This window comes from Enterobacter cloacae complex sp. 402C9, from assembly GCF_050030745.1.
Lineage (GTDB): Bacteria > Pseudomonadota > Gammaproteobacteria > Enterobacterales > Enterobacteriaceae > Enterobacter > Enterobacter intestinihominis.
The window spans coordinates 163,740-187,876 of the sequence record NZ_JBLGUW010000001.1 but is presented as its reverse complement, the minus strand read 5'-3'; the positions used below and the strand labels follow the sequence as shown (position 1 = coordinate 187,876).

Genomic DNA, 24,137 nt, shown 5'->3' with positions numbered 1-24,137 from the left:
ATGCCAGAAATGAAACAGGCGCTATTTTCAGCGCCTGAGAGAGAAACTTCAACGTTTAACGCAAAAACATTCGAGCAGCTTAGAAAATATCGTTCAGCATGACGCCCACACCAACGCGGGTCTGGTTGAAGTTATAGTCAATCAGCGATTCGCCATAACCGCTATACACCTGGGTATAGAGACGAACGTGTTTCGTCACCGGGTAGCTCAGGCCCAGCTCTGCGCCGCCGTAGCCGGTATTCCAGTTGTACTGCCCTTTGGCGCTCAGCACCGCGTCACCCAGCTGATAGCCCACTTTAAGCTGATAATAGCCCATGTATTTGGTGATATCAGGATTGTCATCGGTGCTGCCCACCACGTACCACGGCTTCACTTCCACCATGAAATTGCCGTTCTGCGCCATCAGACGCGTATAAACGCGATTCCAGCTGCGTGAGGTTGGGTCGGAACGACCGTTGGAATCGTGGTTATAGCCCACCTCCACGTCTCGCAGCGTCCAGCCTGCAAACTCATAATCAGTGGCGAAACCGAGGAACAGCTGCGGTTCATAGTTGGTTTCGCGGAACGGTGAAGATTCCCCGCTGTTGGAGAGCTGCCACCATGACTTCTGCGTGTAAGATGCACCAAGCACCGAGTTCGGCCCCAGGATGCCGCGCCATAACGGGAAGGCCTGGCTGAGCTGGAACTTCACCTCATCTTTACGCGCATTGTCAGACCAGTTATAGGAGCTTATCGCCTCTTTGTTGAGATCGCTGGTCTGGGTATAGATCACGTAGTTTGTGTCATAGGGGTAGAGCGTGAACGGATTGTCATGCTCCTGAAGCATATTGGCGATGATGCTGCCCTGAACGGCAGGTTTATCATGCACTTCTTTGATCGTCGCTTCCTGCGCATATGCTGTGAGGGGCAGCGCAACCGCCGCCAGTAACCAACCCAGATACGTCCGCATCGGTGGTGTTCTCCTGAAATTGTGACATTTAATGAATAGTTTTGTCCGGGCATTCTACAGACTTCTGCGATAACTTCCGCTTCCTCGTTTCTTAAAGTGGCATTCCTTTATCCTGAAGCATAAAATCAACATTTTGTTAACAACAAGGATGCCACGTCAGATGTCAGCCACACTCACCGCCGAAGAAACCTTAAAGCTCGTGGGCGAGATTTTTGTGTACCACATGCCATTCAACCGTGCACTGGGTCTTGAGCTGGAGCGATACGAAAAAGACTTCGCTCAGCTGAGTTTCAATAATCAGCCAATGATGGTCGGTAACTGGGCGCAAAGCATTTTGCACGGCGGGGTGATTGCCTCTGCGCTGGACGTGGCGGCCGGTCTGGTGTGCGTGGGCAGCACGCTGACGCGCCACGACACCATCAACGAAGATGAGTTACGCCAGCGCCTCTCGCGCATGGGAACCATCGATTTACGCGTCGACTATCTGCGACCGGGACGCGGAAACCGCTTCACCTGCACCAGCAGCCTGCTGCGCGCCGGGAATAAAGTTGCCGTCGCCCGCGTTGAGCTGCATAACGAGGAGCAGGTTTATATTGCCAGCGCAACCGCCACTTATATGGTGGGTTGAGGCGGCAAATTCGGGTAAAATTACTTCACTTTTTTGTAACGGATTTTCCCGATGGATGCTAAACAGACGCGGCAGGGCGTTTTACTCGCTCTTGCCGCTTATTTTATTTGGGGTATCGCGCCGGCGTACTTCAAGCTTATCGCCTATGTCCCGGCGGACGAGATCCTCACTCACCGCGTCATCTGGTCGTTTTTCTTTATGATCGCGCTGATGAGCATCAGCCGTCAGTGGTCAGGCGTCAAAACGCTGCTAAAAACCCCGAAGAAGGTCTTCCTGCTTGCCCTCTCTGCGGTGCTGATTGGCGGAAACTGGCTGCTGTTTATCTGGGCGGTGAATAACCATCACATGCTCGAAGCCAGCCTGGGCTACTTCATTAACCCGCTGGTGAACATCGTGCTGGGGATGATTTTCCTCGGCGAACGTTTCCGCCGGATGCAGTGGGTGGCGGTGATTCTGGCCCTCTGCGGCGTGCTGGTGCAGCTGTGGACCTTCGGTTCACTGCCGGTTATCGCCCTGGGGCTGGCGTTCAGCTTTGCCTTCTACGGCCTGGTGCGTAAAAAAATCGCCGTGGAAGCGCAGACGGGAATGCTGTTTGAAACCCTGTGGCTGCTGCCTGTCGCCGCGATCTACCTGTTCGGTATTGCCGACAGCGCCACCAGCCACATGGGCAGCAACCCATGGTCGCTGAACCTGATGCTGATGGCGGCGGGCGTGGTCACGACGATTCCCCTGCTGTGCTTCACCGGCGCGGCAACGCGTCTGCGTCTCTCGACGCTTGGCTTCTTCCAGTACATTGGCCCGACGCTGATGTTCCTGCTGGCGGTGGTGTTTTACGGCGAGGTGCCGGGTGCGGATAAGATGGTGACGTTTGCCTTTATCTGGGTGGCGCTGGCGATTTTCGTTGCGGATGCAATTTATACCCAGCGCAGGACTCGCAGAGGAATTTAGGTGCTTTGTAGGGCGGGTAAGCGCAGCGCCACCCGCCTGATTTTTACAACCAGTTCTTCCGCTTGAAGTACAGGTATGGCGCCAGCCCGGCGAGGATCATAAAGATAATCGCCCCCGGGTAGCCAAAGCTCCACTTCAGCTCCGGCATAAACTCAAAGTTCATCCCGTAGCTGGATGCCACCAGCGTCGGCGGCAGGAACACCACGGAAACCACCGAGAAGATCTTGATGATGCGGTTCTGCTCGATGTTGATAAAGCCCATTGCCGCCTGCATCAGGAAGTTGACCTTCTGGAACAGGGATTCGTTGTGCGGCAGCAGGGATTCGATATCGCGTAAGATCTCACGCGCCTGCTCCAGCTGACCGCCCGGCAGACGCGCCTTGCGAACCAGGAAGTTCAGCGCGCGCTGGGTATCCATCAGACACAAACGCACCTTCCAGCCGATATCTTCCAGCTCTGCAAGCGTGGACAACGCTTCGTCGTACTCATCGCCCTGATGGCCTTCCATGATCACGCGGCTCAGCTTTTCCAGGTCGCTGTAGATGTTTTCGATTTCATCCGCCAGCTGTTCGATTTTGGTTTCGAACAGATCCAGCAGCAGCTCATAGGCGTTACCGTCCATCATCGCCTGGCTGCGGGCGCGCATGCGGTAGAGACGAAACGCAGGCAGTTCGCGCTCGCGCAGGGTGAACAGGCGGCCATCGCGGATGGTGAACGCCACAGTGGAGTTCCCCGCGTGGTCTTCGGCATCTTCGAAGAAGAAGAAGGAGTGAATGTGCAGGCCGTCTTCGTCTTCAAAAAAACGGGCGGATGCTTCGATGTCTTCCAGTTCCGGGCGTGTCGCCAGGCTTTGCCCCAGTTCAGATTGTACGCGAAGGCGCTCATCGTCGTCCGGCTCGACCAGATCCACCCATACGGCATCAATGAGGGGCTGTGACTCTTCGGCTTCAAGCCGAGTCAGTCGGTTATTTTCGAGTTGAAATGCGCTCAACATGACCGGGACTCCCAATGCAAAAAATATCGGACAGTTCGGTGGGCACACAGAAACAAATTGGGTTTCAGACCATTAAACAGCCTGACTCAGCGCGACGGGAATGATGCAGTCGCTGACAACCACTAAGGCCATCAGCAAGAGGAGATAGCCTTAGGAGTTGTTCCTGGATGACAGGGAATTGAGCCAGTATCTACTGGGTGTGTCCAAGGCGAATGTCCTCTTAGCGTAATCGTGCGCGCATGTTACGCCAGCAATAACTGTGGCGTCAACACGCAACGGAACGCTGAAGGGCATTAATTGACCTTCAACGTATAAGGCTAGCAGATTATTACAAAATAGTGATATTTTTCTGAAAGTTACACACTTTCCAGCTTGGCATAGGCTGCCACCAGCCATTTGATCCCCTGCCCCTGGAACGCGACCTGCAAACGGCTGTGCTCGCCGCTGCCTTCCAGATTGACGATGGTGCCTTCGCCAAACTTCGAGTGGCGTACGCGCTGGCCCAGCTTGTAACCGGTATCGGTTTCCGAGATTGGCGAGCCCATACGCTGATGACTGACCGGACGGCTGATGCTTGCGCGCAGGCGCACCTCTTCCACACACTCTTCCGGCAGTTCGCCGATAAAGCGCGACGGACGGTGATACACCTCTTTCCCGTACAGGCGGCGGGTTTCCGCGTAGGTCAGGGTCAGTTTCTGCATCGCACGGGTCACGCCCACGTAGGCCAGACGACGCTCCTCTTCCAGACGCCCGCCTTCATCCAGCGACATCTGGCTCGGGAACATCCCCTCTTCCATCCCGACGATGAACACCTGCGGGAACTCCAGACCTTTCGCGGAGTGCAGGGTCATCAGCTGAACCGCATCCTGCCAGGTATCGGCCTGCCCTTCACCCGCCTCCAGTGCGGCGTGAGAGAGGAATGCCTGCAACGGCATCAGGTCTTCGTCTTCTTCGTTGTAGCTGAACTGTCGCGTTGCCGTCACCAGCTCCTCTAAGTTCTCAATACGAGTCTGGCCCTTCTCGCCTTTTTCCTGCTCGTACATGGTGCGCAGGCCGGAATCTTTGATCACCCGGTCGGTCTGGACGTGCAGCGGCATGTCGGCCGTTTCCTGCGCCAGTGCGTCGATTAATTCCAGAAAGCGTTGCAGTGCGCTGGCGGCGCGCCCGGCGAGGGCTTTTTCCTGTAACAACTCGCGGCATGCCTGCCACAACGTGAGCTGACGATCGCGCGAGGCCTGACGCACCACGTCCAGCGTACGATCGCCGATGCCACGCGTCGGCGTGTTCACCACGCGCTCAAACGCCGCATCGTCGTTACGGTTGGCAATCAGACGCAAATACGAGAGCGCATCTTTGATCTCCTGACGTTCGAAGAAGCGCATACCGCCATAAATGCGGTACGGCATGCTCACCTGTAACAGCGCCTCTTCCAGCACGCGCGACTGGGCGTTGCTGCGATAGAGAATGGCACACTGCTCCAGCGCACCGCCGTTCTCCTGCCAGGTTTTAATGCGGTTCACCACGAAGCGGGCTTCGTCGAGCTCGTTGAAGGCGCAGTAAATCGAAATCGGTTCGCCGTCGACGCCATCGGTCCACAGCTTTTTACCCAGTCGCCCGTTGTTGTTCTCAATCAGGGCGTTGGCCGCGCTCAGTATGTTGCTGGTAGAACGGTAGTTCTGCTCCAGACGGATGGTTTGCGCGCCGGGGAAATCGTTGAGAAAGCGCTGGATGTTCTCCACCTGCGCGCCGCGCCAGCCGTAGATAGACTGGTCGTCATCGCCCACGATCATCACCTTGCCGGTATCCCCGGCCAGCAGGCGGATCCACGCGTACTGAATGTTGTTGGTATCCTGGAATTCGTCCACCAAAATGTTGGTGAAGCGTTCACGGTAGTGTTGCAGGATATGTGGTTTGTTGAGCCACAGCTCGTGGGCGCGCAGCAGCAGTTCGGCGAAATCCACCAGACCGGCGCGATCGCACGCTTCCTGATAGGCCTTGTAGACGTTCTGCCAGGTCTGCTCAACCGGGTTACCGAAGCTTTGAATGTGGTGCGGACGCAGCCCTTCGTCTTTCTGACCGTTGATGTACCACATCGCCTGACGCGGCGGCCACTGCTTCTCGTCGAGGTTCATCGCCTTGATCAGACGTTTCAGTAAGCGCAGCTGGTCTTCGCTGTCGAGGATCTGGAAATCCTGCGGCAGGTTAGCGTCCATATGGTGCGCGCGCAGCAGACGGTGCGCCAGGCCGTGGAAGGTGCCAACCCACATGCCGCCCTGGCTGGTACCCATTAGCTGTGCGATACGGTGGCGCATCTCCGCCGCCGCCTTGTTGGTGAACGTCACGGCCATAATCGAGTACGGCGAGCAGTTCTCCACGCTCTGTAGCCAGGCGATACGGTGAACCAGCACGCGCGTCTTACCACTGCCCGCTCCAGCCAGTACCAGCAGGTTTGTACGCGAGGCGGCAACCGCGTCACGCTGTTTGTCATTAAGGCTGTCGAGCAGGTAAGAAACGTCCATTGGCACCGTCACGTCATGTCGGGCGGGCAAATGTTTCCATTCGCCAAAACCCTGTTAATTTATACAGAACAATTGATGATTATATCAGCGTCGTGAGGGATGCCAACCGTGAAATTTCCACGTGCGGCAGAAGACGGCTATCCGGGGTAGTCATCAGATCGGCATTTTCCGGCTTGATCCAGCAGGCCTGCATGCCGCAGCGGATCGCCCCGGCGACGTCCGTGGTCAGGTCGTCGCCCACGTGCAGGATCTCACCGAGCGGCAAATCCAGTTTTTCCGCTGCCAGATGATACATATCGTTGAACGGCTTCGAGCGTCCGTGCGGGCCCGCGCGCAGCACGAACTGAAAATAGTTACCCAGACCAAACAGTTCAGGCTGAGCGTTGCCGTTGGTAATGGCGACCAGCGGCCACTTTTCGGCGAGCTTCGCCAGCGTGTCGTGGGTCTCCTGCGGCACATCGATGCGACTGCGCCATTTGGCGAAGTTTTCCATGGCCGCTTCAGCACCCATGGCCGCGTCCTGCGCGCTCAGGCCGGCATTGAGCATCGCCTGCTCAACCGCACGGCGGCGCCATTCGGTCACGTCATGGTAAATTTCCGGCTCGGTTTCCCGCAGGGACTGACGCAGCTTCTGGAACTCTTTGTTCTGGATCGCTTTCAGCGCAGGATGGTAGTTTTGCACAAACGCCAGCGACTCCTGCTCGGTACGCAGGATCACTGGGCGGTTGTCGTAAAGGGTGTCATCAAGATCAAACGTCAGGGCTGAGATCTGACCGAGTGGGCGGTAAAAACGCATTATTTCCCCCGTTTGGCGCGTGGATGCGCCGCGTCATACACCGAGGCAAGGTGTTGGAAGTCTAAGTGGGTATAGATTTGGGTGGTCGACAGATTCGCGTGACCAAGCAGCTCCTGTACGCCGCGCAGGTCGCCGCTTGATTCCAGCATGTGCGTCGCAAAAGAGTGGCGCAGCTTATGCGGGTGAACGTGGCTGTTCAGACCCTGCTTAATGCCCCACTCCGCAAAGCGCTTCTGCACGTTACGCGCCGAGATCCGCTTGCCGAGCTTCGACAGGAACAGCGCATCCTCTTCCGCGCCAAACAGACCGCGCAGATCCAGCCAGTGCTCAATCCAGGAAACCGCATTGCGGCCGATCGGCAGGCGGCGCTCTTTGCTGCCTTTGCCCATCACCCACACTTCGCCAGATTCCAGATCGAGGTGCTTTAAGTCGAGGTTCACCAGCTCAGAGAGACGCAGGCCCGCGCCGTACATCACCTCCAGCATCGCGCGGTCGCGCACGGCCAGCGGATCGTTGAGATCGATATCCAGCAGGCGGTTTACGTCGTCGACGTCGATATTTTTCGGCAGATGACGCGGGGCCTTTGGCGTGGCGATCCCTTTTGCCGGGTTGGCTTTCAGACCGCCCTGACTGACCAGCCAGTCGAAGAAACTGCGCAGGGCAGAGAGCCGGAGCGCCAGGCTCGCCGGACTGAGATTTTTTTTACGGCTACGCACGACGAACCCGCGTACCGTGGCGGCGTCACATTGTTGCCAGCTTTTCAGGCCGATTTCATCGGCAATCTGCATGATGGCATCAAGCTGACGCTGATAGTTGAGCAGCGTAATAGGGCTGAGCTGGCGTTCTACGCCCAGATAGCGCAGAAAGCGGTTGACGTCAGTGGCGAGCAGTCCGTCCGTCATACGCGCTCAATCCAGCGCTCCAGCAGCTCAGGCAGCATCAGGGCGATCTCCTGCAACAGTTGCGTACCCTGCCCCTGTTCATAGTGATGCGCGTCGCGGCTGGTAAATAACATCACGCCCAGGTCACCATCGCGCCCCATCAGCGACATCGCCACCGAGCCGATAGCTTTGGCTTCCGGCAGCACCACCAGCAGTTCTGGCCCGTTAAGCGGCCCCAGATAGTGGTGCTCATGGCCCAGACGCTGAATGCGCAGCGGCTCAAACGCCTGACGGCTCAGCGCCAGATGGGTAAACCCGGACGGCGCGCCAATGCGCCAGCGGTCAGGGAAGAGACGGATCGTCGCGCCTGCCAGCCCCAGCTCGCGCGCCCAGCGATGGAAGCGGTTGAGGAACTCTTCGAGACTGTGCGCGGAAGCCAGACGCGCCTGAAGGTGCAGAAGACGATAGAACAGGCTTTCGTTATTGCTGGCCTGCTCCATCAGCAGCGTCATGTTCTCTTCGAGCTGATTGATGTGGTTGCGCGAGCGCGCCATGTGCCATTCAACCAGCGACACGGTCTCGCGAACCGGATGCGGCACGCGCATCCTTTCGACGACGCGTGCATTGCGGATAAAAAACTCAGGATTGTGCAGCAGGTAATCCACAACAGCGCTGTCATCCAGCTCCGTTACAGGTTCCCGCAGTTCTTCCCCTGGTTGCTTCATAGATGGATAAACCCGTCATAAACATGTGTCGCCGGGCCAGTCATGTACAGTGGATGACCCGCTCCTTTCCAGGCGATATCAAGACGCCCGCCCGGTAATTCCACGCGAACCTCTTCCGCCAGTAACCCCTGCGAGATTCCGACGGCCACCGCCGCACAGGCACCGCTTCCGCAGGCCTGGGTTTCGCCCGCGCCGCGCTCGTAAACCCGCAGGCGAATGTGTTCACGCTTCACCACCTGCATGAAACCGATGTTCGCCCGCTCCGGGAAGCGCTCGTGGCTTTCCAGCACCGGGCCGAGCGTTTCAACCGCCGCGGTTTGCACATCATCTACCTGAATCACGCAGTGCGGGTTACCCATCGAGACGACGCCGCACAATACTGTCTGCTCGGCGGCACGCATAATATAGGTCTTTTCCGCTTTGTTGGCGCGAAACGGCACGGCAGCGGGTTCGAAGTTCGGCTCGCCCATGTTCACGCGCACCAGTTCGTCGTCGGTGACGCTGAGCACCATCCGGCCATTGGCGGTGCTGACGCGGATATCGCGCTTGTTGGTCAGCCCTTTCAGCCGAACAAAGCGGGCAAAACAGCGCGCGCCGTTGCCGCACTGGGAAACTTCGCTGCCGTCGGCGTTAAAAATGCGATAGTGGAAGTCCAGGTCAGGATCGTAAGGCGGCTCCACCACCAGCAGCTGGTCAAACCCCACGCCCACGTGCCGATCCGCCAGACGACGGATCAGTTCCGGGGAGAAAAAGACATTCTGCGTTACCGCGTCGACGACCATAAAGTCGTTGCCAAGGCCATGCATTTTAGAGAACTGCATCATTTGCTCCATTGCGCGGGTACAGAACGTAATCGTCAGAGATTGACCTGAGTCGGGCCGCCGTTATTGCCGCGATCGTTGGTATCCGGCGTAGATGACTCGATACCACTTTGCACTGGTTTTGTCGGCGGTGGTGCGTTTTTATCCTCTGGCGGGAAGTACAGTGGTCCCTTCAGTCCACAGCCGGTCAGGCTAAACAGAGTGACAAGAACGACAAGCGTTCGAAAGACGTTTTTCATGTAGAGGTTGCCCGTAAGTTCAAATCTGTTTCTATCATCGCAGGAGAAGACACAAAAGCAAGAGTTTGCCGCTTTCCTGCAACGGGAATTATTTAGCGTTATACTGCCGCCATCACGAAAAACAGGAATAAAACCATGAACGACAGTGAATTTCATCGCCTTGCCGATACCCTGTGGATGACCATCGAAGAGCGTATCGACGACTGGGACGGCGACAGCGATATCGATTGTGAAATCAACGGCGGGATCCTGACCTTAAGCTTCGAAAACGGCAGCAAGATTATTATTAACCGTCAGGAGCCGCTTCACCAGGTGTGGCTGGCGGCGAAACAGGGCGGCTATCACTTTGATCTAAAAGGTGACGAGTGGATCTGCGACCGCAGCGGCGAAACGTTCTGGGATCTGCTGGAGCAGGCGGCGACCGCGCAGGCGGGTGAGAACGTGAGTTTCAGGTAGTTTTGTTGCCCGGTGGCGGCTACGCCTTACCGGGCCTACAACGGCTCGAACCATAGTCCGGGTAAGCGTGAGCTCCAACCGGCGAAAAGGTTCAGGAGAAATACTGCTGCAACAGCGGCGCAGTTTCCTGGTTAGCGGGCGCCGCAGGGGTAATCGCCTGCGTACGGAACGGGATCACCTGCGCTCGTCCATCCACATTCACAATCTGGTAGAACTGCGGCAGGTTGAAGTTGATAAAGCTTGAGCCGTAGGTAAAGCGATCGTGCGAGGATGAATAGAACCGGCTGACGTCGCGCACCAGCTCCTCTTTGCTGCCTTCACAGTGGTGATACACCTCGGCACGGTTGGTTTCATCCAGAATGTAGATATTAAACCCGGCGTTATCGCCCGACTCCTCGAAGAAGAACTGAATAATCCCTTCACTCGCAAAGCCATCCACCACCTGCGGCAGCTTAACGTGGTTGGTTTCCACCTGAACCGACAGGCCATGCAGTTTGTTGTGTGAAATCGCGCCGTAGAATTCAATGGCGTTCTCCAGCTTCTGCACCGACACGTTCAGGCGCTCAAAGAACAGCCCCCAGGTCTGGCCGGAGACGCGCAGCGCTTTAAAGCGTCCGGTTTCATTCCGGGTGCTGGAAAGACGCAATTCGATGCACTCAGACACCAGCTGCTGCACGCGGGTACGAATCAGGCCGCGAAGGTGCTGGCTGTAGCAGAACACCTCCACGCTGTCCGGCGGCGCGGCGTCCTGGTGCATCTTGCCGAGGATCGTTTTCAGCGCCTCGATCATCGCCTGCTCGCCGTTAAAGTGCAGGGTACGCACTTCGTTCCACGAGTTGCGGTACAGCAGATCCACGCTGCCCACCAGGCAGTTTTGCTGCTCACCGAAGCTAAAGACGTCCAGCTTACGGAAGTCAAAGTGAACCACCTGATTGCGGAAGGCCGCCGTCGGGTCGTATTCCAGGTTGACGATGATCGCCAGATGGCGAATCTCGCACGGGCTGTAGAGCGCTTTTGGCGTCGGCGCAGGCAGACGCAGTGGGAAGTGGTGCGAGACATCCGCCACCATCTCCTGCAATTTGGCTAAATCGACCACCTCGTTGCCCTTGATAAACAACCGGGTGCGTGAGGTGAGAAGGCCGTTAAACCAGGCCCAGGCCACCAGCTTGTTAAGGTAGCGGTTATACTCCAGCGGCTGATGGCTGATGATCGAATCCATGCTTGGCGCACGGTTGTACAGATACCACCCGGTGCGGTTTGCGCGGCCCGGCGGCACGTAGATAAAGGTCAGATTCGGTTCAGACAGGTCAGGCGAAATCTGTGGGTTCACCAGCGTTACCTTGCCCGGCAACGCTTCAAACGCGGCGTACAGTTTACGGGTCAGCACCCCGATATCCTGTGGGCTGGCAGAAACGCTAAGGTTGTTACGGCGGGCAAAGCGGATCAGGTTGCGGTAGCTCTGCATCATCGCATCAAGCAGCTCGTTGTGCGCCTCGCGCACCTGATCGATTTTCCAGTTGGCGCGGTTGTCGAGCATGGCGAGACGCGCTTCGTCCCATCCCCACTCTTTGACTAACTGGCTGACCACTTCACGGCGCCAGCCAACGCAGGCGCGCTCGCGGCTCAGTTTTTCACAGACTTTGAGATAGAAACATCGACGCACCAGGTCAAGACGCGTGGCGTCATCAATGGCCGTCAGGTATTCGGTGACGCGTTCCAGCATCATGCAGTAGGCATCAAGCCCGTAGGAGACGATCTCCCCGTCGTGCAGACGCTGCTTAATATCTTTCGCCAGCAGACGCGGGGTGGGGTATTCCCAGGAGTAGGCTTCCAGCAGCAGGGTTTTCAGCACCGCTTTGTACGGTGAATCAATGCTCTTATAGAGCTGCCAGAGGCTTGCACCAAAGTACTCTTCGGCGGACAGGGAGCTCAGACCGCCCAGATCCAGCCACTCGTTTGGCGTCAGTACGCCCTGCGAGTAAAGCGACATGACGTAGTCGTCATAATTCTCTTCTTCATCGCACGGCACCATATTCCACAGAATACGTTTTCCGGCCAGGCGAACCGCAGTACGGTAAAACTCATCCAGCAACAGAATGTGCTGAGTCGAGCCGCAGTCTTCACCACCCAGACTGCCGCTTTCGTTATGGCGGAAACGGTTTTCATCAATCAGGAAGAAGCTCACTTCCACGCCGAGCGACGCCGCCCAGCTCTCCAGCAGACTGCATTTACGCTGCAACAGCTGGCGCTCTTCATTGTCGAGCCAGGACTGATGGCAGACCCAGATATCCAGGTCAGAAGAACAACTTTGCCCAACCGATGACGTGCTGCCCATGGAGTAAACCCCGGTAATCGGCAGCTCGCCTTTCGGCGAAACCTGCGGCGGCATACCACGGTAAAGCTCAAGTTCAGTCAGATAGTGCTGTTGGGTTTCATCAGGCGTGAAGAGGCAAATGCCCTGGGGAACGTTACCATCGAGGTAACCCGGCATTAGCGGATGGTGATAGTGCAACAATGTCGGCAGTAGACTGTATACCTGCTGGAAAGCAGGGCCCATGGCAGCAAGCGCGCGATCCACACGCAATTGATTGATGGCATCCAGTCTCTGTTTCAGAGTCTCAATATAGAGGTACAAGACGTATCGCCTGATGTTTCCGGGTGTCGCACGCCAGTCAAAACAGAACAAGCAGCGGACCCGCAGTATTTCAAAAAATAACCGTTACCCTTTTTCGCCTTGTTCTTTTCTGGTGGTACAGACGAAAAAATGGTCTAAAACGTGATCAATTTAACACCTTGCCGGTTGACCGTAAAGAAAGATGCGCTACATACAAGTGTAGCACCGTTCTGTACGTGTAAATTCCTGAATACGGCGGTGGCTGACGCGAACGCCGCCCTGTCCCTCTCACTCTTCATCAACCGTAAAACTGCCATCCGAGTGTCAACAATGTTAGGATGGTTAGCGATTGATAATGACGGTAACAAGCATGTTAGACAATGTTTTGAGAATTGCCACACGCCAAAGTCCTCTTGCGCTCTGGCAGGCACATTATGTTAAGCAGCGCCTGGAAGCCTGCCACACCGGATTACGCGTTGAGCTGGTGCCAATGGTCACGCGTGGCGATGTCATTCTTGATACGCCGCTGGCCAAAGTGGGCGGAAAGGGTCTGTTTGTCAAAGAGCTGGAACTGGCATTGCTTGAGAACCGCGCCGATATCGCCGTGCATTCGATGAAGGATGTGCCCGTTGAGTTCCCGGAAGGGCTGGGGCTGGTGACCATCTGCGAGCGCGAGGATCCGCGCGATGCGTTTGTCTCTAATCGCTATGACTCGCTTGATGCGTTGCCGGCAGGCAGCGTGGTCGGCACGTCAAGTTTACGCCGCCAGTGTCAGCTGGCTGAACGTCGCCCGGATCTGGTGATTCGCTCGCTGCGTGGGAACGTCGGCACACGCCTTGGCAAGCTGGATAACGGCGACTACGATGCCATTATTCTTGCGGTTGCGGGCCTGAAACGCCTGGGGCTGGAAGAACGTATTCGCGTGGCGTTGCCGCCGGAGCTATCGCTCCCCGCCGTCGGCCAGGGTGCCGTCGGCATTGAGTGTCGTCTGGATGATGCGCGTACTCAGGCACTGCTCGCGCCGCTGAATCATGACGATACCGCCGTTCGCGTAAAAGCCGAGCGCGCGATGAACACTCGCCTCGAAGGGGGCTGTCAGGTGCCAATTGGCAGCTATGCTGAATTAACTGACGGTGAGCTGTGGCTGCGTGCGCTGGTTGGCGCGCCGGACGGCTCGCAGATGGTTCGCGGTGAACGTCGCGGCAAGCCGCGGGATGCCGAGGCGCTTGGCGTATCGCTGGCGGAAGAGCTGCTGAATAACGGCGCGCGTGAAATTCTGGCTGAGGTCTATAACGGAGAGCCCCCTGCATGAGCATACTTGTCACCCGCCCTTCTCCCGCAGGAGAGCAGTTAGTGAGCCGTCTGCGCGCACTGGGGCAGGTGGCCTGGAGTTTTCCGTTGATTGAATTCTCCCCCGGTCGCGAGCTGGCTACGCTCGCTGACCAGATGCGTGCCTTGCAGGAAGGTGATCTGCTCTTTGCGCTATCGCAGCATGCCGTGGAATTTGCCCATGCGCAGCTACAACAGCAGGGCGTTAACTGGCCCCACGCACCCCGCTATTTCGCCATCGGGCGCACCACGGCGCTGGCCTTACATACCGCGAGCGGAATCGATGTTCGTTACCCGTTAGATCGGGAAATCAGCGAAGTCTTGCTACAATTACCTGAATTACAAACTATTGCCGGAAAGCGTGCGCTCATTTTGCGCGGCAATGGTGGTCGCGAACTGCTGGGCGAAACGCTGCGCGAACGCGGCGCAGACGTGACGTTTGTGGAGTGCTATCAGCGCTGTGCAAAACACTATGATGGCGCGGAAGAAGCCATGCGCTGGCATGCGCGCGGCATTAATACGCTGGTGGTTACCAGCGGTGAAATGTTACAACAGCTTTGGTCGCTGATTCCGCTTTGGTATCGCGAAAACTGGTTACTCCGCTGTCGGCTTCTGGTCGTCAGCGAGCGTCTGGCGAACCACGCCCGGGAACTGGGCTGGCAGGATATTCGGATCGCTGATAACGCCGACAACGATGCGCTGCTGCGCGCATTACAATAACTCTCAAATGGGAAGCCATAATGACGGAACACGAAAAATCCTCCGCCGTGGTTGAAGAGACCAGGGAGACTGTGGACACCACGTCACAGCCAGAGACGACAGACAAAACCGTTGAGAAGAAAAACGGCAGCAATAAAACCAGCCTCACGCTGAGCGTGATTGCCATCGCGATTGCGCTGGCCGCAGGCGTGGGTCTCTACGGACTGGTGAAGAAACAAGGCACCAACCAGACGGCCACCAGCGACGCGCTGGTTAACCAAATCACCGCCCTACAGAAAGCGCAGGAGACGCAAAAAGCTGAGCTGGAAGGCGTGATCAAACAGCAGGCTGCCGCCCTCGCCGACGCGAACAGCAAACGTGAAGAGTTGACCAAACAGCTGAGCGAAGTGCAGGAGAAAGTCGCCACGATTTCGGGAACCGATGCCAAAACCTGGCTGCTCTCACAGGCCGATTTTCTGGTGAAGCTGGCCGGGCGCAAGCTCTGGAGCGATCAGGATGTCACCACCGCCGCCGCGCTGCTGAAAAGCGCCGACGCAAGCCTGGCCGATATGAACGATCCGAGCCTCATCAACGCACGCCGCGCTATTACGGAAGATATCGCCAGCCTGTCTGCGGTTTCTCAGGTCGACTACGACGGTATCATCCTTAAGGTAAATCAGCTCTCCAACCAGATTGATAACCTTCAGCTGGCCGATAACAACGACGATGACTCCCCGATGGATTCTGACGGCACCGAGCTGTCCAGCTCCCTGAGCGAATGGCGTATCAACCTGCAAAAGAGCTGGCAGAACTTTATGGACAGCTTTATTACCATTCGCCGCCGCGATGAAACCGCCGTGCCGCTGCTGGCACCGAACCAGGATGTTTATCTGCGCGAAAACATTCGCTCCCGCCTGCTGGTGGCTGCTCAGGCCGTACCGCGTCACCAGGAAGAGACCTACAAACAGGCGCTGGATAACGTTTCAACGTGGGTACGTGCTTACTACGATACCAATGACGCAACCACGACCGCGTTCCTGGAGGATATCGACAAGCTGAGCCAGCAAAACATCACCATGAACGTGCCGGACAAGCTGGAAAGCCAGCCGATTCTGGAGAAGATCATGCAGACGCGCGTGCGTAACCTGCTGGCCCAGCCGGGCGTTCCGGCAGAGCGCCCGGCTGAAGCACCTGCCGCCGCGCCAGCGCCTGAAAGCGCGCCGCAAGGAGAGTGATGATGCTAAAAGTCTTCTTACTCTTCATCCTGCTGATCGCCGGGATTGTACTGGGACCGATGCTCGCGGGTCACCAGGGTTACGTATTGATCCAGACCGATAACTACAACGTCGAAACCAGCGTGACAGGGCTGGTGATCATCCTGATCCTGGGTGTGGTCGTCCTGCTGGCAGTGGAATGGATCCTGCGTCGGATTTTCCGTACCGGGGTTCACACGCGCGGCTGGTTCGTTGGCCGTAAGCGCCGTCGCGCCCGTAAGCAGACCGAGCAAGCGTTGCTGAAGCTGGCCGAAGGCGACTATCAGCAGGTTGAAAAGCTGATGTCGAAAAATGCCGACCATGCAGAACAGCCGGTTGTTAACTATCTGCTGGCCGCTGAGGCGGCGCAACAGCGAGGCGATGAGGCCCGCGCCAATCAGCATCTTGAACGCGCATCTGAGCTCTCAACTAAGGATCCGATTCCGGTTGAGATCACCCGCGTTCGTCTGCAACTGGCGCGCAATGAAAACCATGCCGCACGTCACGGCGTTGACCGTCTGCTGGAAATTACCCCTCGTCATCCGGAAGTGCTGCGTCTTGCGGAGCAGGCATACATTCGGACCGGTGCCTGGGGTTCGCTGCTGGACATTATCCCTTCCATGGCGAAAGCCGACGTGGGCGATGATGAACATCGTGATGAACTTCAGCGTCTGGCCTGGATTGGCCTGATGGATCAGGCGCGCGCCGATCTTGGCAGCGACGGCCTGAAAACCTGGTGGAAAAACCAGAGCCGCAAAACGCGCCAGCAGGTTCCCCTTCAGGTGGCGATGGCAGAACATCTGATTGAGTGTGACGACCATGACACCGCCCAGGAGATCCTTCTCGACGGTCTCAAGCGACAGTATGATGACCGCCTGGTGATGGTCATCCCGCGTCTGAAAACCAACAATCCGGAACAAATAGAAAAAGCATTGCGCCAGCAGATCAAAACCGTGGGCGATCGCCCGCTGCTGTGGAGTACGCTGGGCCAGTCTTTGATGAAACACGGCGAGTGGCAGGAGGCGAGTCTCGCCTTCCGCGCAGCGCTGAAGCAACGCCCGGACGCATTTGATTACGCCTGGCTTGCTGATTCGCTGGACAAGCAGCACAAGCCGGAAGAGGCCGCAGCCATGCGGCGTGATGGGCTTCTGCTTACGCTACACAATAACGGAACGCAGCAGTAATTATCCAGGAGGCCAGATGGCCTCCTTTTTTGTACCCATAAAAAAACGCCTGCTATAAAAGCAGGCGTTAAAACAGGTCTGTAAGACAACATATTTGGTGCTTCACTCAACGTTATGTCCATGGTGTTTGATGAGGCCGAAGCGACATCTGTCAGTGGACGATAAGCACCGTAAACGGCTCTGCGTCATTCCTGAGTTTATGAGGCCGTAGGGCGAACATAAGAGATGGAATGAGCATCTACACGCATATTATTGCATGTAATGCGCCAGGTTTACACGCATAACTTTTACATCGCGCAACATTTTAAGATAAAAGGAAATTATGTTGTTAAGAGCCGCCTTACGCCATACAAACTCGCGCTAAGGGCGGCAATCTGTCGTCACCAGGAGACAGGTTAAGAGAGAAAATAATAAATTCTTTATTATTAACAGCTTATATGTCGCTGAATCGCGACAAGGATATAGAGTGTTGTCGGGGAATGGCTACAGGATGAAAAAGCGCAGAAAACAAAAAACCCCGCCGAAGCGGGGTTCAAAATTGGTCGGCGAGAGAGGATTCGAACCTCCGACCCACTGGTCCCAAACCAGTTGCGCTACCAAGCTGCGCTACTCGCCGATGTACTGCTTTTTTGAATTTTTAGTTCAACTCATTAAAAGTCGTGGTGCGAGGGGGGGGACTTGAACCCCCACGTCCGTAAGAACACTAACACCTGAAGCTAGCGCGTCTACCAATTCCGCCACCTTCGCAATTCACAACTCTTTCAATAATGGGGTGGCTAATGGGATTCGAACCCACGACAACTGGAATCACAATCCAGGGCTCTACCAACTGAGCTATAGCCACCACTGTATTCTTTCACGCGGTTCTGACTACTTCTCAGACCACCGCAGCTCTAGCGCCGGGACTAAAATGGCGCGCCCGACAGGATTCGAACCTGAGACCTCTGCCTCCGGAGGGCAGCGCTCTATCCAGCTGAGCTACGGGCGCTTAGCGCCGTTGCGGGGCTGGATATTACGTACCTCCGACCCCGCTGTCTAGTGCTTTTTTGAAAAAAATGCGCGTTTGGTTATGGTTTGCACATTTTGCCGCTTATTCCTCCACTTTATGGGCGGAGCCACGGCGACCCAGGCCAAAAAGTTTATATGCAGCTGTGACGGCAGCCAGGAAGATCATCCCGACAAACAGCGACATGCGGGTATCTTCATTAAAGTACATTCCAATTAATACGCAAATCAGGAACGCCATCGTCAAGTAGTTCGCATACGGGAACAGAATGGAACGGAATGGATGGCTGGCGATCGCTTCTTTGTGCGCCTGTCGGAAACGCAGCTGGCTAATCAAAATGACAAACCACGGTACCATCCCCGGCAGCACGCTGGCGCTATAAACATAAACAAACACGCGCTGCGGATTCGGGATGATGTAGTTCAGGCAAGAGCCAATCAGCAGAATCACAATCGACACCGCTACGCCCGCCACCGGTACACCGACGCGGGAGACTTTACCCATCACCGCCGGCAGCTGTTTGTTTTGCGAGAGCGCGTAAAGCATGCGCCCGCAGCTGTACATCCCGCTGTTACAGCCGGAGAGCGCCGCCGTCAGCACCACAAAGTTGATAATGGCGGCGGCCGCCGTGATGCCAATCTTAGCGAAGGTTAAGACAAACGGGCTGCCGGTGGTGCCGATCTCGTTCCATGGGAAAATGGTCACGATAACGAAGATCGCGCCCACATAGAAAATCAGGATACGCCACAGCACCTTGCCTACCGCGCTACGCAGCGTGACCTGCGGGTTTTTCGCCTCACCTGCGGTAATGCCGATCAGCTCAACGCCCTGATAGGAGGCGACAACGATACAGAGCGCCGTCAGAAAGCCCTTCCAGCCCCCCGCAAAGAAGCCGCCGTGCCCGGTCAGGTTACCAAAACCTATAGCGTGCCCGCCGTTACCGAAGCCAAAGAAGATGACCCCAAGGCCAACGACAATCATCACGATGATGGTGGTGACTTTGATCATCGCAAACCAGAACTCGATTTCGCCGTAAAGACGAACGGCGGCAAGGTTCGCCAGCGCCACCAGCCCTACGGCAATCAGCGCGGGTATCCACTGGGCCATCTCCGGGAACCAGAACTGCACGTAGACCCCGATGGCGGTGATCTCCGAAATCCCCACGGCCATCCACATAAACCAGTACGACCAGGCCGTGAGATAACCAAAGAACGGGCTCATATACCGGTGGGCGTAAACGGCGAAAGAGCCCGTCACCGGCTCCAGAAACAGCATTTCGCCCATTGAGCGCATGATGAAGAAGACGAACAGTCCGGCAATAATATACGCCAGCAGGACGGAAGGCCCCGCCCACTTCAGCGTGCTTGCCGAGCCCATAAACAGGCCAACGCCGATAGTCCCGCCCAGCGCGATCAGTTCAATATGTCGAGCTTCCAGCCCACGCTGAAGCTCCGGTTTTTTCTCTGCCATAATTCCTCGGTTGTGTTTGCTGTTTCCCGACTTGTTGCCGGGTATTGTTTTGAGGGGTACTGAAATACGGAGCGAATGGTTTCTTAAATTCTGGCAAATGGCAAACAATGCATTAAAAAAATGAATGCATTGCACATAAACTCAGCAGTTTTGCGGGGGGCGTTGCAGCGCGAACAGCAGATCGCGCTGCATATTGATTACATTTTCCCGGTGTAGTGCCAGGCGAGGTAGCGCAGAAGGCGAATCTGTCGTTTTATACGCGTCGGTTGGGAGAGCAGGCGGTAGAGCCACTCCAGCCCCAGGTTTTGCCAGACTTTGGGCGCACGCTTAACGTGGCCGGTAAAGACGTCGTAGGTGCCGCCAACGCCCATATAAAGCGCATCCGGGCTGACCAGACGGCAATCGCGCATCAGTATTTCCTGGCGCGGCGACCCCATAGCGACAGTGACAATTTTCGCCCCGCTGTCGCGCACGCGCTCATATAACGCCAGGCGATCTTCCGGCCTGAAATAGCCATCCTGGCTGCCCACTATGTTAACATTCCACTGGTTACGCAGCTTTTGTTCGGTCTGCGCCAGCACCTCTGGCTTGCCGCCGATCAAAAATACCGGCGTGCCTTCAGCGCCTGCGCGCTCCATAAGCCGCTCCCAAAGGTCAGCACCCGCCACGCGAGACACATTAGCGTCTGGAAACTTTTTACGAATTGAACGCACCACGCTAATACCGTCTGCGTATTTAAACTCCGCGGCTTCAATCAGGCTTTTCACTTCCGCATTATCTTCAACCGCCAGCATTTTTTCTGCGTTGATGGCCACCAGCGTGCCCGACTTCATCTGCCCGTCCGCGAACAGAAAATCCAGCGCGTGCTGCATGTCACGCCAGCCAAACAGCTGTAGCCCGCGCAGCGCATAACGCGGGGCTGAAGTTGTATCCGTCATGATAATCCCTACTCAGACTTGCGACAGCGTTGTGCTGCCCTGTGGCTCACGTCTGTGCACAAGCCCTGCACTGTCAAACAACCAGTACAGCAGTTTTGCCAGCAGCAGACAGAGTCCGAAAACGACCATAAAGAACACCACGCGTGAGACGAATGAATCCAGCCCCTCGCGCGCCAGAACGATCATATTGAAAATGGCACCGAAACAGAAACTGTGCAAAACAGCGGCTTTGTAGCGGTTGGTCTCTTCGTTACCCAGCGTATATAGCCAGTCGAACCATTTTATTATCAGCCCTACCGCGATCGCGCCAGGCAGGATAAACCACGTTCCGCCCATCACTACCAGCGAGCCAATCAGGGTTGGGGAAATCGCCAGACCCGAATGGTTGTTCAGCACTTCCCAGGTGAAGTAGTTCGCCGTGTTCAGGACAATGCCGGGACGATCGGGCCACAGCCACGTCGGTATAAAGACATAGAAATCGCGAACAATCGGCGCCAGCCCCTGGAATTCGATCTTGTCGTAGTTTTGCAGCAGTAATGCCAGGTTTTCCCACGGCGAGAAGGTGTCGCGCGTCAGATACAGGAAGGTGTAAAACGCTTCGTCGCCGGCCACGTTCAGCCCGTAGCGCTTCAGCGCCAGCCAGAACATCCCCACAATGCCAAAGACGCCTGCCGCCGCCAGCATCCACAGCGAGATCCAGCCGCGAATAATGCCGATAAACAGGAAAATCGCGAAGGCGATAATGATGTTGGCGCGGGTGCCGCCGACGATCATGTAGGTCAGAATGCCAAATGCGACGGTGCTGACCAGGAAGAATAGCCAGGCTTTGCTGTCCTGACGCAGGAAAAAGACCACCAGCATCGCCGGGATAAAGAAATAGAAGAAACGCTTGAGCGCGACGCCGGAGACTTCGGCGGAGAAAATCTGGCTATAGGACTGCAACTTAAACAGTAAAAAGCCGTTATGCATGAAGAAAATCGCCACGCTAACGAGGGCGATAGTCATCAGCATAACCCACGTCAGATGGGTTTCTACCCGGTTCATGGTAAACAGCGGACGACGAGGGGTGGTGTCTTTTGCCGCTCGCAGGCGCGTTTTATAAGTGACGTAGTACACCGCGTAGAAGCAGGTCGCAGAGAGCAGCGCCTGCAACAAGATTTCCGGCGGCGCGACGCCAACATCAAAGCGGAACACGAGGATGCTGGTCAGCGGGAAGCCAAAGAAAAAGGTCAGCAAAAACAGCAGCGAGAAGAATACGTTGAAGTTAAAACGTACCCGCCGGAATTCAAACCAGGTGAGCGTGGCGATAAACAGCGTGCTCAGCAGCCAGACCACCAGCAAGCCGCTAAACTGCAACTGGCTCATGCGTTGTCTCCTGAAGCAATACGCAGCGCGCGGTGCCACGGCGTGAGGTAGTTCGGGCTGAAAAAGTCGATGCTATTTTTATCAACCAGCGTGAGCTGACGCTGCGCTTCCCGTACCACCTCGACATTAAGCGTGTCAGAGGTAAACAGCACCGGAATATGCTGCTCGGCCATGTCCTGCCAGAACGGGTTTTCGCGGTTGAGCACGCAGGGTACGCCCGCCTGAATCAGCAGACACAGCGTGCCAATCCCCTGCTGACGGGCAAAGATGAAATAGCCCAGATCGCATTTTCGCAGCAGCGCGAGATAGTCATCAAATTCCAGCTTATCGCTGAGAATGTGCAGGTTTTCTGCGCTAAACAGCGCAAGCCCCTGCTGGCGAACTTCATCGATGTAGGCGTCGTTATTGGCGGGATAGCCCATCGGCACCACCACGTTCACCGTGTCGCCAAACTGCTGATGCACCGCCCTCAGCGCCGCGACATGCTCGTTACTGCGATCGCCGGAATTCCCCACCAGGATGGTCAGCTTGCCCTCTCGAACCGTGTCATTCGCCATGGTGTTCAGCGCCGGATCCATACGGGTCGGGAAATAGAGCAGCTCCCCGCGAACCTTCGGGTGCTGTTTAGCAAAATAGTTGAGATCGCCTCGGGTAGCAAAAACGCAGCCCACGCGCGCCTGCGCCAGACGACGCAGCGGATAGAAAAGTCGGAACTTCCAGCCACGGGAGACTTCGTAGAGATCCGCTCCCCAGATATGCCAGCTGAACTGAGAAGGTTTGATCCCGCCGCTTAACAGCGCCAGCCACAGTCCGGTATTGAACTGTCCATGGAAGAAGAAACGTTGGCTTCGATCCGCTTTGGCTTTAGCAACCACGGCCTTCGTCAGCGCCGCTTTGTCTGGCCAGAAGGTGATATGCAATGCCGGACACGCCGCGCTCAGGCCGTTATCGCATCCAACGACCATAAACTCACGCGCATCGGGCGTGCCGGATGCCAGTTCATCGTTGAAGAACCGCAGAACGGTCTGGTTATGATGCGGGATATCCGATCCCAGTATGTGTATCAGTGCAGTCATGCGCGTTTACGCCAAAGTAAAAATACGCCGCAACAGGCAGCGAAATAAACGATATAAGTTGCCATATAGGCCTGCGCCGCCCCCAGCGCACCGTGGGTGGGGATCAGCCAGTGAGAAAATGCCGTTAGCAGCGCAAACTGGCCGATCTCTGCCAGGATATACAACCGCAGCGAAGCCTTCGCAATCACCAGATAGCCGAAAACGTATGCCCCCACTTTCAGCACATCGCCGACCAGTTGCCAGGCAAACAGATCGCGCATGGCGGTAAACTTCGCCGAAAACAGCAGCCAGATGGCGAAATCACGCAGTAACCAGACGGTAAAGCTGGCGATCGCAACGGCCGGCAACACGAAACGCAGGGCGCGAAAAATCTCGCGGGTAATATCCTGCCTGGACGTCAGGCGCGATAAGGTTGGCAGCAAATAGACGCTAAAGGAAGCCGTAATAAATTGGAGGTAAGCATCTGAAATGCTGCTTACGCCCTGCCAGATCCCCACTTCATCCCAGCTGTAATGCGCTGCCAGCAGGTTTCGCATCATCACGTAAGCCACGGGAAGCGTTACCGAAGTGATGAGCGCCATCAGGGTAAACTTTCCTAGCTGCCCCGCCAGCATCTTGTCCCACTGCGGTTTCAGGTAACTCAGCGGGACATTGCCTCTGCGCATCAGCATAAACGCTGCCGGAATGACAACGAGCGCAGGCACCAGCGCCAGCCCCAGCAGCGCGCCTTCATAGCCGCCCAGTCGATAGCAAAAGTAGTAGGCGATAACGCCGATGATGCTGCCGAGGATCAGCGCCAGCGCATTCCCGGCGGCATCACGGAAGCCTTTCATCAGCGCCAGCAGCAGGTTCGCCCAGGCGATCCCCATCTGAACGAACGCCACCAGGCGCACCAGTCCCTGATAGTGCGTGTGTCCGAACAGTCCCTGACTAACAGGTGCCGCCGCCAGCAAAAAGACGATGGCCAGCAACGTAGAGAAGCCCAGCACCATAGCAGAGGAGGTGCCCACCACCGTGCGAAGCTTTTCGGCATCGTCATGATGCTGCGCGACGTATTTGGTGACGCCATTGAATATCCCGGCACCTGCCAGCACGCCAAGCACCGTGACCAGCTGGCGGAAGTTCCCTGCCAGCCCAACGCCTGACGGACCAAATGAGACGGCCAGCAGCTTGACGACCAGTAACCCGGCGCCAATTTTTACTAGCGTGGACGCTGCCGTCCACACCGACGCTTTTGCCAGAGACAT

At 56.5% G+C, this 24,137-nt stretch carries 22 protein-coding genes and 4 tRNA genes; 7 read left to right on the top strand and 19 right to left on the bottom strand.

All coding sequences use genetic code 11. The features are described 5' to 3' along the window. Window positions 1-79 precede the first annotated feature (79 nt). Window positions 80-949, bottom strand: a complete 870-nt coding sequence (pldA, locus tag ACQG1K_RS00940) for a phospholipase A (protein WP_426720970.1) — start codon at window positions 947-949, stop codon at window positions 80-82. A gap of 160 nt (window positions 950-1,109) precedes the next feature. Here pldA and yigI point away from each other — a divergent pair, with 160 nt between their 5' ends. Both yigI and rarD read left to right on the top strand, forming a co-directional pair. Then, window positions 1,110-1,577, top strand: coding sequence for an acyl-CoA thioesterase YigI (yigI, locus tag ACQG1K_RS00935; protein WP_006812366.1), 468 nt, complete (start codon window positions 1,110-1,112; stop codon window positions 1,575-1,577). 51 nt (window positions 1,578-1,628) lie between these two features. After that, window positions 1,629-2,525, top strand: coding sequence for an EamA family transporter RarD (gene rarD, locus ACQG1K_RS00930; RefSeq protein ID WP_023299047.1), 897 nt, complete (start codon window positions 1,629-1,631; stop codon window positions 2,523-2,525). Between the two features lie 43 nt (window positions 2,526-2,568). On the opposite strand, the gene corA is transcribed toward rarD, so the two are convergent. The 8 genes from corA to lptM all read right to left on the bottom strand — a co-directional run bounded on the left by corA (window position 2,569) and on the right by lptM (window position 9,500). Next, window positions 2,569-3,519: a magnesium/cobalt transporter CorA gene (gene corA / locus ACQG1K_RS00925; RefSeq protein WP_003860807.1), complete on the bottom strand. Its 951-nt coding sequence runs from the start codon at window positions 3,517-3,519 to the stop codon at window positions 2,569-2,571. A gap of 150 nt (window positions 3,520-3,669) precedes the next feature. After that, entirely contained in the window at window positions 3,670-3,726 is a 57-nt protein-coding gene (gene ysgD / locus ACQG1K_RS00920) for a YsgD/CorL family protein (RefSeq protein ID WP_212743980.1), read from the bottom strand. A gap of 149 nt (window positions 3,727-3,875) precedes the next feature. Then, window positions 3,876-6,038 (bottom strand): DNA helicase II, encoded by a 2,163-nt coding sequence (gene uvrD / locus ACQG1K_RS00915; RefSeq protein WP_017383586.1) that lies wholly within the window; start codon window positions 6,036-6,038, stop codon window positions 3,876-3,878. A 79-nt stretch (window positions 6,039-6,117) separates the two neighbouring features. Next, window positions 6,118-6,834, bottom strand: coding sequence for a 5-amino-6-(5-phospho-D-ribitylamino)uracil phosphatase YigB (gene yigB / locus ACQG1K_RS00910; RefSeq protein ID WP_022646664.1), 717 nt, complete (start codon window positions 6,832-6,834; stop codon window positions 6,118-6,120). After that, window positions 6,834-7,736 carry a tyrosine recombinase XerC gene (gene xerC / locus ACQG1K_RS00905; RefSeq protein ID WP_063163322.1) on the bottom strand — a complete coding sequence of 301 codons (903 nt, stop codon included), beginning with the start codon at window positions 7,734-7,736 and terminating at the stop codon, window positions 6,834-6,836. The genes yigB and xerC overlap by 1 nt, the downstream gene beginning before the upstream one ends. After that, a complete protein-coding gene (locus tag ACQG1K_RS00900; protein ID WP_023295731.1) occupies window positions 7,733-8,440 on the bottom strand; it encodes a DUF484 domain-containing protein in 708 nt (235 codons plus the stop codon). Before ACQG1K_RS00900 ends, xerC begins: the two co-directional genes overlap by 4 nt. Further along, on the bottom strand, window positions 8,437-9,261 hold the full coding sequence (gene dapF, locus ACQG1K_RS00895) for a diaminopimelate epimerase (protein WP_023299045.1): 825 nt from the start codon (window positions 9,259-9,261) through the stop codon (window positions 8,437-8,439). Before dapF ends, ACQG1K_RS00900 begins: the two co-directional genes overlap by 4 nt. A gap of 35 nt (window positions 9,262-9,296) precedes the next feature. Continuing rightward, on the bottom strand, window positions 9,297-9,500 hold the full coding sequence (lptM, locus tag ACQG1K_RS00890) for an LPS translocon maturation chaperone LptM (RefSeq protein ID WP_003860815.1): 204 nt from the start codon (window positions 9,498-9,500) through the stop codon (window positions 9,297-9,299). 135 nt (window positions 9,501-9,635) lie between these two features. On the opposite strand from lptM, the gene cyaY reads away from it, so the two are divergent. Continuing rightward, window positions 9,636-9,956 carry an iron donor protein CyaY gene (gene cyaY, locus ACQG1K_RS00885; RefSeq protein WP_045309028.1) on the top strand — a complete coding sequence of 107 codons (321 nt, stop codon included), beginning with the start codon at window positions 9,636-9,638 and terminating at the stop codon, window positions 9,954-9,956. A gap of 91 nt (window positions 9,957-10,047) precedes the next feature. Here cyaY and cyaA read toward each other — a convergent pair whose 3' ends face one another. After that, entirely contained in the window at window positions 10,048-12,591 is a 2,544-nt protein-coding gene (gene cyaA / locus ACQG1K_RS00880) for a class I adenylate cyclase (RefSeq protein WP_023299043.1), read from the bottom strand. Window positions 12,592-12,940: 349 nt separating this feature from the next. Here cyaA and hemC point away from each other — a divergent pair, with 349 nt between their 5' ends. Genes hemC through hemY form a run of 4 tightly spaced genes read left to right on the top strand, consistent with a single transcriptional unit; the run spans window position 12,941 to window position 17,035 of the window. Then, window positions 12,941-13,882 carry a hydroxymethylbilane synthase gene (gene hemC, locus ACQG1K_RS00875; RefSeq protein WP_032622059.1) on the top strand — a complete coding sequence of 314 codons (942 nt, stop codon included), beginning with the start codon at window positions 12,941-12,943 and terminating at the stop codon, window positions 13,880-13,882. Next, the gene (gene hemD / locus ACQG1K_RS00870; protein WP_022646658.1) at window positions 13,879-14,619 is read left to right on the top strand and encodes a uroporphyrinogen-III synthase; all 741 of its coding nucleotides are present in this window, start codon (window positions 13,879-13,881) and stop codon (window positions 14,617-14,619) included. The genes hemC and hemD overlap by 4 nt, the downstream gene beginning before the upstream one ends. A 20-nt stretch (window positions 14,620-14,639) precedes the next feature. Continuing rightward, entirely contained in the window at window positions 14,640-15,833 is a 1,194-nt protein-coding gene (gene hemX / locus ACQG1K_RS00865) for a uroporphyrinogen-III C-methyltransferase (protein WP_022646657.1), read from the top strand. 2 nt (window positions 15,834-15,835) lie between these two features. Then, the gene (gene hemY, locus ACQG1K_RS00860) at window positions 15,836-17,035 is read left to right on the top strand and encodes a protoheme IX biogenesis protein HemY (RefSeq protein WP_032622057.1); all 1,200 of its coding nucleotides are present in this window, start codon (window positions 15,836-15,838) and stop codon (window positions 17,033-17,035) included. Window positions 17,036-17,574: 539 nt separating this feature from the next. Here hemY and ACQG1K_RS00855 read toward each other — a convergent pair. From ACQG1K_RS00855 to wzxE, 9 genes are all read right to left on the bottom strand, one after another. Next, window positions 17,575-17,651: transfer RNA gene (locus tag ACQG1K_RS00855), tRNA-Pro, on the bottom strand. 44 nt (window positions 17,652-17,695) lie between these two features. Next, window positions 17,696-17,782: transfer RNA gene (locus ACQG1K_RS00850), tRNA-Leu, on the bottom strand. A gap of 21 nt (window positions 17,783-17,803) precedes the next feature. Further along, window positions 17,804-17,879 (bottom strand) — tRNA-His (locus ACQG1K_RS00845). 67 nt (window positions 17,880-17,946) lie between these two features. Further along, window positions 17,947-18,023, bottom strand: a tRNA-Arg gene (locus ACQG1K_RS00840). A gap of 102 nt (window positions 18,024-18,125) precedes the next feature. Continuing rightward, window positions 18,126-19,511, bottom strand: a complete 1,386-nt coding sequence (thrP, locus tag ACQG1K_RS00835; RefSeq protein WP_023305225.1) for a bifunctional threonine/serine APC transporter ThrP — start codon at window positions 19,509-19,511, stop codon at window positions 18,126-18,128. Window positions 19,512-19,708: 197 nt separating this feature from the next. After that, complete coding sequence (gene wecG / locus ACQG1K_RS00830) at window positions 19,709-20,449, bottom strand: lipopolysaccharide N-acetylmannosaminouronosyltransferase (protein ID WP_367075590.1); 741 nt, start codon at window positions 20,447-20,449, stop codon at window positions 19,709-19,711. A gap of 12 nt (window positions 20,450-20,461) precedes the next feature. Next, on the bottom strand, window positions 20,462-21,814 hold the full coding sequence (gene wzyE, locus ACQG1K_RS00825; RefSeq protein WP_017693948.1) for an ECA oligosaccharide polymerase: 1,353 nt from the start codon (window positions 21,812-21,814) through the stop codon (window positions 20,462-20,464). Next, entirely contained in the window at window positions 21,811-22,890 is a 1,080-nt protein-coding gene (locus tag ACQG1K_RS00820) for a TDP-N-acetylfucosamine:lipid II N-acetylfucosaminyltransferase (RefSeq protein WP_023305223.1), read from the bottom strand. Before ACQG1K_RS00820 ends, wzyE begins: the two co-directional genes overlap by 4 nt. Then, window positions 22,887-24,137, bottom strand: coding sequence for a lipid III flippase WzxE (gene wzxE / locus ACQG1K_RS00815; RefSeq protein ID WP_023299037.1), 1,251 nt, complete (start codon window positions 24,135-24,137; stop codon window positions 22,887-22,889). The genes ACQG1K_RS00820 and wzxE overlap by 4 nt, the downstream gene beginning before the upstream one ends.